Annotated in this window: 12 protein-coding genes and 2 pseudogenes; 12 read left to right on the top strand and 2 right to left on the bottom strand. The window is 68.4% G+C overall.

Annotated features, from left to right (window positions below):
• Nucleotides 1-17 precede the first annotated feature (17 nt).
• The 6 genes and pseudogenes from ACFOW8_RS03930 (at nt 18) to ACFOW8_RS03905 (ending at nt 7859) form a co-directional block, all read left to right on the top strand.
• Nucleotides 18-995, top strand: coding sequence for an ABC transporter permease (locus ACFOW8_RS03930; protein ID WP_378545529.1), 978 nt, complete (start codon nt 18-20; stop codon nt 993-995).
• Nucleotides 992-1960: an ABC transporter permease gene (locus ACFOW8_RS03925; protein ID WP_378545526.1), complete on the top strand. Its 969-nt coding sequence runs from the start codon at nt 992-994 to the stop codon at nt 1958-1960. Before ACFOW8_RS03930 ends, ACFOW8_RS03925 begins: the two co-directional genes overlap by 4 nt.
• Nucleotides 1957-3801 carry an ABC transporter ATP-binding protein gene (locus ACFOW8_RS03920; RefSeq protein WP_378545523.1) on the top strand — a complete coding sequence of 615 codons (1845 nt, stop codon included), beginning with the start codon at nt 1957-1959 and terminating at the stop codon, nt 3799-3801. The genes ACFOW8_RS03925 and ACFOW8_RS03920 overlap by 4 nt, the downstream gene beginning before the upstream one ends.
• 13 nt (nt 3802-3814) lie before the next feature.
• A pseudogene (locus ACFOW8_RS03915) lies at nt 3815-5504 on the top strand (ABC transporter family substrate-binding protein).
• 43 nt (nt 5505-5547) lie between these two features.
• Entirely contained in the window at nt 5548-7224 is a 1677-nt protein-coding gene (locus tag ACFOW8_RS03910; protein WP_378545520.1) for an ABC transporter family substrate-binding protein, read from the top strand.
• 2 nt (nt 7225-7226) lie between these two features.
• Nucleotides 7227-7859 (top strand): hypothetical protein, encoded by a 633-nt coding sequence (locus ACFOW8_RS03905; RefSeq protein WP_378545517.1) that lies wholly within the window; start codon nt 7227-7229, stop codon nt 7857-7859.
• Between the two features lie 14 nt (nt 7860-7873).
• On the opposite strand, the gene ACFOW8_RS03900 is transcribed toward ACFOW8_RS03905, so the two are convergent.
• Together ACFOW8_RS03900 and ACFOW8_RS03895 are read right to left on the bottom strand one after the other, a co-directional pair.
• Nucleotides 7874-8284, bottom strand: a complete 411-nt coding sequence (locus ACFOW8_RS03900; RefSeq protein ID WP_378545514.1) for a PIN domain-containing protein — start codon at nt 8282-8284, stop codon at nt 7874-7876.
• Nucleotides 8281-8517, bottom strand: a complete 237-nt coding sequence (locus ACFOW8_RS03895; RefSeq protein ID WP_378545511.1) for a type II toxin-antitoxin system VapB family antitoxin — start codon at nt 8515-8517, stop codon at nt 8281-8283. Before ACFOW8_RS03895 ends, ACFOW8_RS03900 begins: the two co-directional genes overlap by 4 nt.
• 121 nt (nt 8518-8638) lie before the next feature.
• On the opposite strand from ACFOW8_RS03895, the gene ACFOW8_RS03890 reads away from it, so the two are divergent.
• The 6 genes and pseudogenes from ACFOW8_RS03890 (at nt 8639) to ACFOW8_RS03865 (ending at nt 14128) form a co-directional block, all read left to right on the top strand.
• Nucleotides 8639-9421 carry a FadR/GntR family transcriptional regulator gene (locus tag ACFOW8_RS03890; RefSeq protein WP_378545508.1) on the top strand — a complete coding sequence of 261 codons (783 nt, stop codon included), beginning with the start codon at nt 8639-8641 and terminating at the stop codon, nt 9419-9421.
• Between the two features lie 165 nt (nt 9422-9586).
• A complete protein-coding gene (locus ACFOW8_RS03885) occupies nt 9587-10198 on the top strand; it encodes a sterol desaturase family protein (RefSeq protein ID WP_378545505.1) in 612 nt (203 codons plus the stop codon).
• 72 nt (nt 10199-10270) lie between these two features.
• Nucleotides 10271-10534, top strand: a pseudogene (locus ACFOW8_RS03880) (MFS transporter); the annotation flags it as partial.
• Nucleotides 10535-10589: 55 nt separating this feature from the next.
• Complete coding sequence (locus ACFOW8_RS03875) at nt 10590-10793, top strand: heavy-metal-associated domain-containing protein (protein ID WP_378545502.1); 204 nt, start codon at nt 10590-10592, stop codon at nt 10791-10793.
• A 19-nt stretch (nt 10794-10812) separates the two neighbouring features.
• Complete coding sequence (locus ACFOW8_RS03870) at nt 10813-11739, top strand: hypothetical protein (protein WP_378545499.1); 927 nt, start codon at nt 10813-10815, stop codon at nt 11737-11739.
• 136 nt (nt 11740-11875) lie between these two features.
• Entirely contained in the window at nt 11876-14128 is a 2253-nt protein-coding gene (locus ACFOW8_RS03865) for a heavy metal translocating P-type ATPase (protein WP_378545496.1), read from the top strand.
• The last annotated feature ends 1 nt before the right edge of the window (nt 14129 follow it).

The following is a 14129-nucleotide window of genomic DNA, read 5'->3' as shown; positions in this document are numbered from 1 at the left end:
CGATCCAGAGGGGATTGATGTCCGGCTTCCTGTTGCGGCGCGCGCTGAACTATGTCGTGCTTCTGCTGCTGGCGTCGTTCCTCACCTTCAGTCTGGCCTCGCTCACCTTCCGCCCGCTCGACAGCCTCGAGCAGCGCAATCCCCGGCCACCGCAGTCGGTGATCGACGCCAAGGCCGCGGAGCTGCATCTCGACGAGCCGATCCCGCAGCGCTATCTCACCTGGCTCGGTGGGGTGGCGCACGGCGATTTCGGGACGACGCTGGCCGGTCAGCCGGTAAGCGAGGAGCTGGGCCGCCGGGTGGCGGTGAGCCTGCGGCTGCTGATCCTGGGATCGGTGCTCGGCACCGTGCTCGGCGTGCTGATCGGCGCGGCGGGCGCGATCCGGCAGTACCGGTTCAGCGACTATTTCACGACGGTGCTGTCGTTGCTGATCATCTCCACGCCGGTGTTCCTGCTGGCGACGTTGCTGAAGTTCGGTGCGCTGCAGATCAATATGGCCACCGGCACGCAGATCTTCCTCTACACCGGCGAGACGTCGGCGGATCAGGTGGTCGGCCTGTGGAACCAGCTCGTCGACCGCGCACAGCATCTCGTCCTGCCGACGCTGGTGCTCGTGCTCGGCGCGGCGGCGGGCTACAGCCGCTACCAGCGCAACGCCATGCTCGACGTGCTGCAGAGCGACTTCATCCGCACCGCCAGATCCAAGGGTCTGCGGCACCGGCACGCGCTCTACAAACACGGCCTGCGCACCGCGCTGATCCCGATGGCGACGATGTTCGCCTACAGTCTCGGCGGCCTGATCACCGGCGCGACCTTCGTGGAGAAGATCTTCGGCTGGCACGGGGTCGGCGAATGGTTCGTCGACGCCATCAACGCCCAGGACATCTACATCGTCGTCACGGTGGCGACCTTCGCGGGCCTGGTGGTGCTGCTCTCGGGTCTGCTCTCCGACATCGTTCTGGCGCTGCTCGACCCGAGGGTGCGTGTCGCATGACCGAAACCGAACTGATCGCCGTCGGCGCGCCGGAGGCCGCCGGTGCCGGGCGCGGCCGCCTGGTGTGGCGGCGGTTCCTGCGTAACAAGCCCGCCGTGGTCGGCGCGGTGATCCTGGTGCTGTTGTTCGTAGCGAGTTTCGCGGTGCCACCGTTGCTGCCGTGGGACTACCAGCAGATGGACCCCACCGCGCTGCTCCAGCCGCCGAGCCCCGAGCACCCGTTCGGCACCACCCAGATCGGGCAGGACGTGCTCGCGCAGACCATGCGTGGCCTGCAGAAGTCGCTGGTCATCGGCTTCTGTGTGGCGATCTTCGCCAGCGTCATCGCCTCCACCGCGGGCGCGCTGGCCGGGTTGCTCGGTGGGTGGACCGACCGGGCGATCATGTGGCTGGTCGACCTGCTGCTCGTGGTTCCCGCGTTCATCATCATCGCGCTGTTCGCGCCGCGCACCAAGGGTTCCGGGTCGATCGCGATCCTGATCGTGCTGCTCAGTGTGTTCGGCTGGATGATCGCGGCCCGCATCATCCGGGGCCTCACGATGAGTCTGCGTGATCGCGAATTCGTCCGGGCCGCACGGTATATGGGCGCTCCTACGCACAAGATCATCCTCAGCCACATCCTGCCCAATATCGCCTCGATCCTGATCATCGACACCACGCTCGCGGTCGGCGCGGCGATCAGTGCCGAGACCGGACTGAGCTTCCTCGGGTTCGGGGTGCAGCCGCCGGATGTGTCGCTGGGTTCGCTGATCGCGGCGGGCACCAAGTCGGCGCTGACCTTCCCGTGGCTGTTCCTGTTCGCCGGTGGCCTGCTGATCACCATCGTGTTGTGTGCCAACCTCGTCGGCGACGGGCTGCGCGACGCCTTCGATCCAGGGGCGCGCGGCGCCCGGAAGGCACGCAAGGAGGATGCCGAGCACAAGGACGCGGCGCGGATGGAGCGGAAGAAGGCCGGAAAGCGATGACCACCTCGACCACGCCCCTGCTGGAAGTCACCGACCTGCGAGTGGCCTTCCCCGGCGAGGAGGGCCGCGTCGAGGCGGTGCGCGGGGTGAACTACACCGTCGCCGACGGCGAGGTGCTCGCCATCGTCGGCGAGTCCGGCTCCGGCAAGTCGGTGTCGTCGCTGGCCGTGATCGGCCTGCTCCCCGAGCAGGCCCGCGTGCAGGGCTCGATCCGGTTGCGCGGCAAGGAACTGCTCGGCCTCGGTGACAAGCAGATGTCGGCCCTGCGCGGCGCCTCGATCAGCATGGTCTTCCAGGACCCGCTCTCGGCGCTGACTCCGGTATACCGGATCGGCGACCAGGTGGCCGAGGCGCTGCTCGCGCACGGCACGATGAGCCGCAAACAGGCGGGCGAACGCGCGATCGAGCTGCTCGAACTCGTCGGCATCCCGGACGCGCGGACGCGGGCGCGCGCCTTCCCGCACGAGTTCTCCGGCGGTATGCGCCAGCGCGTGGTGATCGCCATGGCCATCGCCAACGATCCGGCGCTGATCATCTGCGACGAGCCGACCACCGCGCTGGACGTGACGGTGCAGCGCCAGATCCTGAACCTGCTGCGCAAGGCACGTGACATCACCGGCGCCGGGGTCATCATGATCACCCACGACATGGGGATCGCCGCCACCGTCGCCGACCGCGTCGCGGTGATGTACGCGGGAAAGATCGTCGAAACCGCGCCGGTCGCCGACCTTTTCACGGCCCCGCAGATGCCGTACACGGTGGGCCTGCTCGGTTCCATCCCGCGGATGGACGGCCCGCCGCGCAGCCCGCTCATCCCCATCGCCGGCGCGCCGCCCGCCATGCACGCGCTGCCACCCGGCTGCTCGTTCGCGCCGCGCTGCCCCGTCGCCATCGGTGACTGCACCGCCGCCGAGCCGCCGTTGGAGAAGGTCGCGCCCCGGCACGCGGTGGCCTGTATCCGCACCGCGGAGATCGGCTCGGCGCGGCTGTTCGACGCCTACCGCGCCGAGGTCACCGCGCCGCCCGCCGCCGAACTCACGAAATCCGATGTGGTGCTTCGGGTCACCGACCTGGTGAAGACGTTCCCGCTCACCTCCGGGGTGGTGCTGCGGCGCAAGACCGGCGAGGTTCGCGCGGTCGACGGCATCAGCTTCGAGGTGCGCGCGGGCCGCACCCTGGCCCTGGTGGGTGAATCCGGTTCGGGCAAGTCGACCACGCTGACCCAGATCATGGACCTGGTGCGCCCGCAGGCGGGCAGTATCGAGGTACTCGGCCGCGATGTCACCACCCTCGGCAAGGCCGATATCCGCGAGATCCGCCGCAAGATGCAGATCGTGTTCCAGGACCCCGCTGCCTCGCTCGACCCGCGCCTGCCGATCTACGACGCGCTGGCCGAGCCGCTACGCATCGATGGCCGTTCGCGCGAAGAGGTCGACCGCAGGGTGCCCGAGCTGCTCGACCAGGTCGGCCTGCGGCCCGAGCACGCCGACCGCTACCCTGCCGATTTCTCCGGCGGCCAGAAGCAGCGCATCAGCATCGCCCGCGCCCTCGCTCTCGACCCCGAGCTGCTCGTTCTCGACGAACCGGTGTCGTCGCTCGACGTGTCGATCCAGGCGGGGGTGCTCAACCTCCTGCGCGATCTGCAGGCCGAGCGCGGGCTGTCCTATCTGTTCGTCTCGCACGACCTGTCGGTGGTCCGCAATCTGGCGCACGACGTCGCCGTGATGCTGCGCGGCAAGATCGTCGAATCCGGCCCGGCGGAGCGGATCTTCGCCGCCCCCGAGCACGAGTACACCCGCTCGCTGATCGCGGCGGTACCCGAACCCGTGGTCAGCGGTTGAGCCAGGAGGCGTTATGAGCTGTACGAGTTATCCTTCGCGGCTACGCAGGGGCAGGTTCCGGGCCGCGGCGCCCGCCGTCGCGCTTGCCCTGATCCTCGGCGGTTGCGCGGGCGACACCACGGTGAAGGAAGGCTCGAGTGCGATCGGGGCGACCAACGACATCAACCCCCGCGAGCGCGACGAGATCCGCGACGGCGGCAATCTCCGGCTCGCGCTGACCGGGTTCCCGTCGACGTTCAACAGCATGCACGTCGACGCCGATGGCGAGGTCGGCGAGGTTACCGGCTGGACGCTGCCCAGCACGATCAACGCCGACGCGGCGGGCAACCTCACCGTCGACCACGACTACTTCACCACGGTCGAACTCACCGAGACCGAACCGCAGCGAATCGTCTACACGATCAACCCGGACGCGGTCTGGTCCGACGGTACCCCGATCACCTGGGAAGACCTGCGCGCTCAGGCCGAAGTGATGAGCGGACGCGATACCGCCTTCAAGATCAGGTACAGCCACGGCTACAGCAGTGTGGAGAAGGTCGAACGCGGGGTCGACGACCGGCAGGCGATCGTCACCTTCGCCGAGCACTACGCGGAGTGGAAGGGCCTGTTCAATCCGCTCTACCCCCGCCAGCTGACCGAATCGCCACAGGCGTTCGACGACCTGTACCGCGACGAGATGCCACTGTCGGCGGGCCCGTTCCTGATCAGCTCGATCGACCGGGCCGAACAGCGGGTCGTGCTGAGCCGCAACCCCCGATGGTGGGGCGATACCCCCAAGCTGGACACGGTCACCTACAGCGTCCTCGCCGACGAGGCCCGGCTGGCCGCCTTGCAGAACGACGAACTCGATGTCACCGCACTGAGCGGGATCGAGGAGGTCGCGACCGCGACGGGAACGCCGGGCATCGCGGTGCGGCGCGCACCGTCGAACCGGTACTCGCACTTCACCTTCAACGGCGCGCCCGGATCGATCCTGGAGGATCCGCGGATGCGGATCGCGATCTCCAAGGGCATCGATCGACAGGCCATCGCCACCGCGACCCAGCAGGGCATCGTCACCGATCCGAAGCCACTGAACAACCACCTGTTCCTGGTCGGCCAGAAGGGCTATCAGGACAATGCCGAGGTGGTCGCCTACGACCCGGCCGAGGCCGCCCGCATGCTCGACGAACTGGGCTGGAAACTCAACGGTGACATCAGGGAGAAGGACGGGCGCCAGCTCGTGATCCGCGACGTGATGTACCAGGCCGACACCTGGACCCAGATGGCCCAGATCGCGCAGCAGAACCTCGCGGCCATCGGCGTGCGATTGCAGATCGAGACATATCCGGGCAACGGGCCTTTTCACCGACGTGATCGATCCAGGCAATTTCGACATCGCGCAGTTCGTGTGGGCCAAGAGCATTTTCCCGCTCGGCGCGCTCCCGCAGATCTACGCCTACGATCCGGCGAACCGGCTGAGCAATATGGGCCGGATCGGCTCGCCCGAACTGAACGCCCTGATCGAGGAGACCATCACCGAGCTCGATCCGGCGCGGGCGATCGAATTGGCCAACGAGGCAGACCGGATGATCTTCGAATTGGGATTCTCCCTGCCGATCGTGCAATCCGCGGGTACGGTCGCTGCGCGCGATAACCTCGCGAACTACGGCGCGCCCGGCCTGGCGTCCTACGACTACACCAAGGTCGGATTCGTCGAATAACTCGCTCGCTCGCGTAGCGGCACTGAAGGATAAGGAGCGGACCATGCGGATTCGCACAACGACGACCCGGCTGGCGATACCGCTGGTCGTCCTCGGCCTGCTCGCCGCGGGATGCGGTTCGGGCACCACCACCGAACCGGCGGGTGCGGCCGCGCTCGGTACCACCAACGACATCAACCCGATGGATGTCGAGCTGCTACGCGACGGCGGCAATCTGCGCCTGGCGATCAGCGCGCTGCCGCAGAACTGGAACGCGCTGCACACCGACGGCCACGACGCCGAGGTCGCGGGTGTGCTGCGGCCGACCATGCCGCGCGCCTTCATGACCGATGCCGCCGCCGAGCTCTCGGTGAATACCGACTATTTCACCGAGGTCGCGCTGACCTCGACCGACCCGCAGCAGGTGACCTACACGATCAACCCGGACGCGGTCTGGTCCGACGGCACCCCGATCACCTGGGAAGACCTCGCCGCACAGGCCAACGCCCTCAGCGGCAGGGACAAGACCTATCTGATCGGCAACACCAACGGCTTCGACCGGGTGGCGAAGGTCGAGCGCGGTGTCGACGACCGGCAGGCGGTACTCACCTTCGACCAGCACTACGCCGAATGGCGAGGCCAATTCGCCGGGAACTCGTTCCTCTACCCGAAATCGGTGACCAGCAGTCCAGAGGCCTTCAACAAGAGCCTGGTCGACGGGCCGGGCCCGTCGGCGGGGCCGTTCATCGTGCAAACGATCGACCGCGGACAGAACCGGATCGTCCTGGAGCGGAATCCGCGCTGGTGGGGTGACACTCCCAAGCTCGACACCTTCACCTTCAGCGCGCTCGACAGCGCGGCGCGCCTGCCCGCACTGCAGAACAACGAGATCGACGCGGTGGGCCTCGCCGATATCAACGAGGTCAAGACCGCGAGCGCCACCGCTGGGATCGCCATCCGGCGGGCACCGGCCAACCAGTGGTCGCATCTCACCTTCAACGGAGCTCCCGGATCCATCCTGGAGGACGCGGGTGTGCGCGTGGCCATTTCGAAGGCGATCGACCGCCAGGGCATCGCGAACGCCATCCAGAACGGTATGGTCGCCGACCCGAAACCGCTGAACAATCATGTCTATCTGGCGGGCCAGCAGGGCTATCAGGACAACAGTCTCGGTTTCGATCCCACCGCGGCGGCCGCCGAACTCGACGCGCTCGGCTGGAAACTCAACGGTGATGTCCGCGAGAAGGACGGCCGCAGGCTCGAGTTCCGCGATGTGATGTACCAGTCCGATACCTGGGTGAGCATCGCCCAGATCATCCAGCAGAATCTCGCGCGGATCGGGGTGAAGCTGAACATCGAGACCAAGCCGGGCGCCGGATTCTTCACCGACAACATCATTCCGGGCAATTTCGATGTGGCCCAGTGGAGCTGGGTCGGCGACCCCTTCCCGCTCGGCAGTCTCTCCCAGGTCTACGGCCTCTACCCCGACGATGTGCAGGGCAATTACGGCCGGATCGGTTCGCCCGAGCTCAACGACCTGATCGAGCGCGCCGTGTCCGAGCTCGACCCGGACAAGGCCGTCGAGCTGGCCAACCAGGTGGATCGGATGATCTTCGAAGAGGGGCATTCGATTCCGTTGATGCAGGTGGCGGGCAATGTCGCGGTGCGGGACACGCTGGCCAACTACGGTGCGGCCGGGCTGGCCTCGCTCGACTACACCAAGATCGGCTTCGTGAAGTAGCGGTGCTGAAGTCGGCCCTCACCTATCCGCTGCTGGTCACCTGCGCCACCATCGCGGTCATCGTCGCGTTCGTGCCGTTCGCCGATCTGGACCAGGTGAGTGGGCTGGCCGTGGTGGCGTTCGCGGTGCTCGGGTTCACCGCGTATCAGCTGGGGCTGGCGGTGGGGGTGTTGCCGAGCGGGCTGGTGGGGACGGGGCCGGTCGGTGGGCGGCGGGTGCGTCAACAGCATCGGTTGGTGAGCCGGTCGTGGTTGGAGATCACCCGTGGCGACCGGATGGTGTGGCAGCCGGTGTTCTACGACCCGGCCTTGTCGGCGCTCACCCCCACCGAGCTGGAGCTCACCGGCCGCGCCATCCTGGCGGGCGACACCCGCTTCTACCCCGCGGGCCGGGTCCGCACCACCGAACCGGCGGGCAGACTCGTCGACAACCCGTCGCGCCCCACCGATCCCCCCACCTTCGGCATCGCCCGCCGCCTGATCCTCGACGTCCAGCCTGCCGTGGCCGCCCCACTCGCGGGCCTGCTGTGGGTCTACGTCACCAACGACGACCTCGGCGGTTTCGTCGGCAGCACCACCGTCGCCGCCACCACCTTCACCTGGCTCTCCGCCATCCGCGGGTCCGACCCGAGCTGATTCGCAAGGTATCGCTACCCCGACCGGATATCGCGTTGCTGAACCTCGGGCAATGTCCGGCTCACGGTGGCGAAGTCGGTGTCCGCATGGAGCACGGTCAGATCGTGGTGAACCGCGGTCGCGCACACGATCAAGTCGACCACACCCGCCGACCGGTGCTGACCTCGCTGGGTGAGTTTGTACTGCGTGGTGTCGACCCATCCCCAGGCCGACTTGGGAACTGCCGCGGGCGCGCACAAGTCATCGAGGTCAGCGGCCAGGTCGTCCCGATCGGCCGGGCTGGTCGCCGAATACAGAAACTCCGCGCGCGTCGCCTCACAGATGCGGAAGGCGCCTGCCTCGATTTCCGGCTGCCACGCGCCGAACACCTCTTTGTCACGAAACAGCCGCCACAGACCCGAAGAGTCCAGCAGGTATCGGATCATGCTTCAGCAGCCCGCTTGCGGGCAGCCTTCGCCTCGTCGTATGCCGTTGCCGCACTATCGAAACTGCCTCGTTGCCCACGCTCGAACAACCGCTGCGCCGCTTCGACCCGCCGCACGCGCTGGACATAGTCCCGCAGCGCCGCGTTGACGGTGTCCTTCTTGGTCGTCGCACCCATCAGCCGCATGGCCTCACCGAGGGCTTCGTCATCCAGATCGATCTGCGTGACAGTCATCGCACACCTCCTGTATCCAATGTATCCAGCTCGCCAACACTGTCAACATTCGCGGAGGCATGCGCCGCTATCAGTGGTATGACCACTTGACCTCCTGACCTAGCGGGTGGATCCTTGACGCATGGCATGGACCCCCGTGGTGAAGCGCTCCGTCTCCGGTGATGTGTTCGAGCAGATCGCCGGGGAGGTGCTCGGCGGGGAGCTTGCGGTGGGGAGCGCGTTGCCGAGTGAGCGGCAGTTGGCCGAGGCGCTGGGGGTGTCGCGGCCCGCGGTGCGGGAAGCGTTGCAGCGGCTGGCCGCGGCGGGGCTGGTGTCGGTGCGGCAGGGGGAGGCGACGACCGTGCTCGACTATCGGCGCAGTGCGGGGCTCGAGGTGCTGCCGCGGCTGCTGCTGCGCGGCGACACCATCGATCCGTCCGTCGCGCGCAGCATTCTGGAGGCGCGCGCGCACAACGGCCCCAAGATCGCCGAGTTGGCCGCCGCTCGGGTGCGGCGCGTCAACGCCGAGCACGGTTCGGCGACGACGACTGGCGCCGATTCGGCGAGCGGCGCGCGAGCCCAGGTCGTCGCCGAACTGGCGGCGCTGCGCGGGCGCGCGGAAGCGCTCGCCGCAGCGACCGATCCCGTCGCCGGGCAGCGCATCGCCCTCGAATTCTGGGATCACGTCCTCGAACTCGCCGATTCGATCGCCTTCCGGCTGATGTATTCCATGCTGCGCGCCGCCTACGAACCCGCGCTGGCGGCGCTCGCGCCGATCATGTCCGCCGAGGTGGGCAATGGTGACGCGTATCGAGACCTGGCCGCCGCGATCGCCGCAGGCGCGCCGGACCGGGCCGCCGACTCCGCGCACGCGCTGCTCGGACCGGCGACCGCCGCTCTCATCCACGCCCTCGACGGGGCGTGATCCACCCGAGGAATCGCCATGAACGACCGTCCGACAATGCCGTCGCACGACACCACACCGGGGCCGAAAGCACCTGTCGAAACCCAGGATTCCGCGCCTTCCGCACGGCCTCCGCGCACGGCGGACCGGGCCCGCCGAGTCCGGCGCGACACCACGTTGCGCGAGGTGGCGCGGGAATTCACCCGGCACCCCTCGCCCTGGATGATCGGCGCCGTCTTCACCGGCACGCTGATCGCCCGAATCGCGGTCGGTGATTGGCAGGCGACCGACGCGCTGATTCCGCTGGTCGTGGTCGCCACCTTCCCCCTCACGGAGTGGGTCATCCATGTCACCGTGCTGCACTGGCGCCCGCGGCACCTCGGCCCGATCACCCTGGACAGCGAGCTGGCAGTCAAACACCGCGCGCACCACACGGATCCGCGTGACATCCCGCTGGTCTTCATCCCCACCAGATCGTTGATCTTCACGATCGCCGCCCTGCTCGCCATCGCCCTGCTCGCCTTCCCCCGCCTCGGCCTCGGCCTGACCTTCCTGCTCACGATCACCACTCTCGGCCTGCTCTACGAGTGGACCCACTACCTCATCCACACCGACTACAAGCCCAAGCACGCGCTCTACCGCGCAATCTGGCGCAACCACCGCCACCACCACTACAAGAACGAGCACTACTGGTTCACGGTCACCACCTCCGGCACCGCCGATCGCCTGCTCGGCACCGCTCCTGATCCGGCGGAAGTTCCGACCTCACCGACCGCACGTCACCTACATGCGAGCTAGATACCTCAGGTAGGTAGTCCTACCCGGCCACCACGAAACGCCCGGTCCATCCACGCGCGGACCGGGCGTTTCTCCGCCATTTCGGCCGCGCGACCGGAGGCGGGCGGACTGGCCTCCGGCATCGTCAACGTGAGCTACCAGGTGGGTTCCGCACTCGGCCTGGCCGCGATGACCGCGGTCGCGGCCGCGTTCGGCGCGGGCGAACTCGGTGACGCGGGCGCGCTGACCGACGGCTACTCCGCCGCCTTCCTCGGCGCGGGCCTGCTCGCCCTCGCCGGCGCCGGCATCACCGCGGCCGTCATGCGTGCCCCGGCGACGGCAGACACGAACGGTTGACAAAGTACCCTAGGGGGGTATGGTAACCAGTGGGATCGAGAACGAGGAGAGCATCATGAGCACCACCACTGTCACCGTCACCGGCATGACCTGCGGCTGCTGCACCAACAAGGTGCGCGACAAGGTCGGCGCACTGCCCGGCGTCACCGGCGTCGAGGTCGACCTGGCCGACGGCACGGTGACCATCGATGGCGCCGAACCCGACCGCACCACACTCGCCGAGGCCGTCACCGCGGCCGGCTTCCAGCTCGCCGACTGACACCGAACGGAGCGTCCCGATGAACGCAACGACCAAATTCGCCGGATTCACCCTCGGCCTCGCGGCGGTCTTCGGGATCGCTCTCGGCGTCGGCGCCCTGGTCGGTCCCGAACCCGCCGAACCGGCCGGGCACGACGAGCACGAGACCATGGCGGCGCCGTCCGCCGATCTCCCCGGTGGCCTGCTGGTCACCGACCAGGGCTACACGCTGGCCCTCGACCAGCCCGACACCACGACCGCGGCGCCGACGCCGGTGCGCTTCCGCATTCTCGGCGCCGACGGCACGCCGGTCACGAACTACGAGACCAGCCACGACAAGGACCTGCACCTGATCGTGGTGCGCAGGGACATGGCCGGTTTCCAGCATGTGCACCCGGCGCTAGACCAGACCGGCACCTGGTCGGTGCCGCTGAACCTCAGCAAGGCGGGCGACTACCGGGTCTTCGCCGACTTCGTCCCGGCGGGCGGGCCGAATCTGACCCTCGGCGCCGATCTGCGGGTCGCGGGCGACTACGACGTGCGGCCGCTGCCCACCCCGGCGGCTACCGCGCGGGTCGGCGAGTACACGGTCACGCTCGACGGCGACGTCACGCCGGGCGCCGCGTCGGCGGTGACGCTTTCGGTGAGTCGCGACGGCACGCCGGTCACCGATCTGCAGCCATATCTCGGCGCCTACGGCCACCTGGTCGCGCTGCGTGCCGCCGATCTGGCCTACCTGCACGTACACCCCGATGGCGTGCCGGGTGACGGGGTCACCGAGCCCGGACCAGGCATCGACTTCGTGGTGAACGCGCCGAGTGCGGGCGACTACCGCCTGTTTCTCGACTTCAAGCACGATGGCGTTGTCCGGACCGCCGAGTTCACCGTACGGGTCACCGCGCCCGCGACCGACCCGGCACCGGCGAGCACACCGGAGGAGCACGGCGAACCCGGCCACGGCCACTGACCGCACCGGCCATCCCATGTGCGTGACCAGCGGAAAAGGTGTACCGGCGCAGCCACCGCCTCCCCGCACACGACCCTCCCACCCTCGCACGCAACATTTCAGCAAGAATCGATATCAGGAACGAACGGAGCACCCCATGACCGCCGTGACACACCCACCGGGCACCGGCCAGGTAGAACTGGTGATCGGTGGCATGACCTGCGCTTCCTGCGCGAACCGGATCGAGAAGAAGCTCAACAAGCTCGACGGGGTCACCGCCACGGTCAACTACGCGACCGAGAAGGCGCGCGTCGACTTCACCGGTGACGTCTCCCCCGAGGAATTGATCGCCACCGTCGAGCAGGCGGGCTACACCGCGGCGGTACCGGCGCCGAAGCAGCCGGAGACCACCGAGGCACCCGCCGCGGACGATCCGACCGCGGCTCTGCGCACCCGGCTGCTGGTGTCGCTGGTGCTCACCGTCCCGGTGATCGCCATGGCGATGATCCCCGCGCTGCAGTTCACCAACTGGCAGTGGCTCTCACTCACCCTGGCCGCACCGGTCGTGGTGTGGGCCGGGCTGCCGTTCCATCGGGCGGCCTTGACCAATCTGCGGCACGGCACCGCCACCATGGACACGCTGGTGTCGATGGGCACGCTCGCCGCCTTCGGCTGGTCGATCTACGCGCTGTTCTGGGGCACGGCGGGCACGCCGGGCATGACGCATCCGTTCGAGTTCACCATCGCGCGGATGGACGGCACCGGCAGCATCTACCTCGAGGCGGCCGCCGGTGTCACCACGTTCATCCTGGCCGGACGGTACTTCGAGGCGCGGTCCAAGCGGCGAGCCGGTGCGGCGCTGAAGGCGCTGCTCGAGCTCGGCGCCAAGGATGTCGCGGTGGTGCGGGACGGCGTGGAAATCCGGATTCCGGTGGAACAGCTGGCCGTCGGCGACGTGTTCGTGGTGCGGCCCGGCGAGAAGATCGCCACCGACGGCGTGGTGACCGAGGGCTCCTCCGCGGTCGACGCGTCCATGCTGACCGGCGAGTCGGTGCCGGTGGAGGTCGGCGCGGGCGACGCCGTGACCGGTGCGACGGTGAACGTGGGCGGGCGTCTCCTGGTGCGCGCCACCAGGATCGGCGCCGACACCCAGCTCGCCCAGATGGCGCAGCTGGTGGAGGACGCGCAGACCGGTAAGGCACAGGCCCAGCGGCTGGCCGACAAGATCTCCGGCATCTTCGTGCCGATCGTGATCGCGCTGGCCGTCGGCACGCTCGGCTTCTGGCTCGGCACCGGCGGCGCGGTGGCCGCGGCGTTCACCGCGGGGGTCGCGGTGCTGATCATCGCCTGCCCGTGCGCCCTCGGCCTGGCCACGCCGACCGCGCTGATGGTCGGCACCGGGCGCGGCGCCCAGCTCGGCATCCTGATCAAGGGGCCCGAGGTGCTCGAGTCGACCCGCAAGGTCGACACCATCGTGCTGGACAAGACCGGCACCGTCACCACCGGCAAGATGACACTGCTCGAGGTGCTGCCCGCCGCGGGCGAGGAGCGCGGGCGGGTTCTGGAACTCGCTGGTGCGCTGGAGCATTCGTCGGAGCACCCGATCGCGCAGGCGATCGCCAAGGGCGCGCGGGACGAGTTCGGCGAGCTGCTGCCGGTGGAGGGATTCGCCAATGTCGAGGGACTCGGTGTGCAGGGTGTTGTCAACGGTCACGCGGTGATCGTCGGCAGGGCGCGACTGCTGGCCGACTGGTCACAGCCGCTGCCCGCGGCGCTGGAAAGCGCGATGGCCGAAGCGGAATCGGCGGGGAAGACCGCGGTCGCGGTTGGCTGGGACGGTAAGGCGCGTGGCGTGCTCGTTGTCGCCGATGCGGTGAAACCGACCTCGGCCCAGGCTATCTCGCAGTTCCGCGAGCTCGGCCTCACTCCGATCCTGCTCACCGGCGACAACGCCCGCGCGGCCCGCGCCATCGGTACCGAGGTCGGCATCGACGAGGTGATCGCCGAGGTGCTGCCGCAGGACAAGGTCGACACGGTCAAACGGCTGCAAGCCGAGGGCAAGGTGGTGGCCATGGTCGGCGACGGCGTGAACGATGCGGCCGCACTCGCCCAGGCCGATCTCGGCCTGTCGATGGGCACCGGCACCGACGTCGCCATCGAGGCCAGCGACCTGACCCTGGTGCGCGGTGACCTGCGCGCCGCCGCCGACGCGATCCGGCTGTCCCGCCGCACCCTGGCCACGATCAAGGGCAACCTGTTCTGGGCCTTCGCCTACAACGTGGCGGCGATCCCGCTGGCCATGGCGGGTCTGCTCAATCCGATGCTTGCCGGCGCCGCCATGGCGTTCAGCTCGGTGTTCGTGGTGAGCAACAGCCTGCGCCTGCGCCGGTTCTCCTCGACGGCGCGGTAGT

The organism is Nocardia rhizosphaerae (assembly GCF_042650365.1).
Lineage (GTDB): Bacteria > Actinomycetota > Actinomycetes > Mycobacteriales > Mycobacteriaceae > Nocardia > Nocardia rhizosphaerae.
The sequence above is the reverse complement of the archived record's forward strand: the minus strand, read 5'-3'. Positions and strand labels throughout refer to the sequence as shown.

Coding starts and splice junctions, on each gene's coding strand:
- ACFOW8_RS03895 (WP_378545511.1), bottom strand. CDS start 8,517: ATGACTGTCACGCAGATCGATCTGGATGACGAAGCCCTCGGTGAGGCC.
- ACFOW8_RS03910 (WP_378545520.1), top strand. CDS start 5,548: ATGCGGATTCGCACAACGACGACCCGGCTGGCGATACCGCTGGTCGTC.
- ACFOW8_RS03870 (WP_378545499.1), top strand. CDS start 10,813: ATGAACGCAACGACCAAATTCGCCGGATTCACCCTCGGCCTCGCGGCG.
- ACFOW8_RS03900 (WP_378545514.1), bottom strand. CDS start 8,284: ATGATCCGATACCTGCTGGACTCTTCGGGTCTGTGGCGGCTGTTTCGT.
- ACFOW8_RS03925 (WP_378545526.1), top strand. CDS start 992: ATGACCGAAACCGAACTGATCGCCGTCGGCGCGCCGGAGGCCGCCGGT.
- ACFOW8_RS03930 (WP_378545529.1), top strand. CDS start 18: ATGTCCGGCTTCCTGTTGCGGCGCGCGCTGAACTATGTCGTGCTTCTG.
- ACFOW8_RS03865 (WP_378545496.1), top strand. CDS start 11,876: ATGACCGCCGTGACACACCCACCGGGCACCGGCCAGGTAGAACTGGTG.
- ACFOW8_RS03920 (WP_378545523.1), top strand. CDS start 1,957: ATGACCACCTCGACCACGCCCCTGCTGGAAGTCACCGACCTGCGAGTG.
- ACFOW8_RS03890 (WP_378545508.1), top strand. CDS start 8,639: ATGGCATGGACCCCCGTGGTGAAGCGCTCCGTCTCCGGTGATGTGTTC.
- ACFOW8_RS03875 (WP_378545502.1), top strand. CDS start 10,590: ATGAGCACCACCACTGTCACCGTCACCGGCATGACCTGCGGCTGCTGC.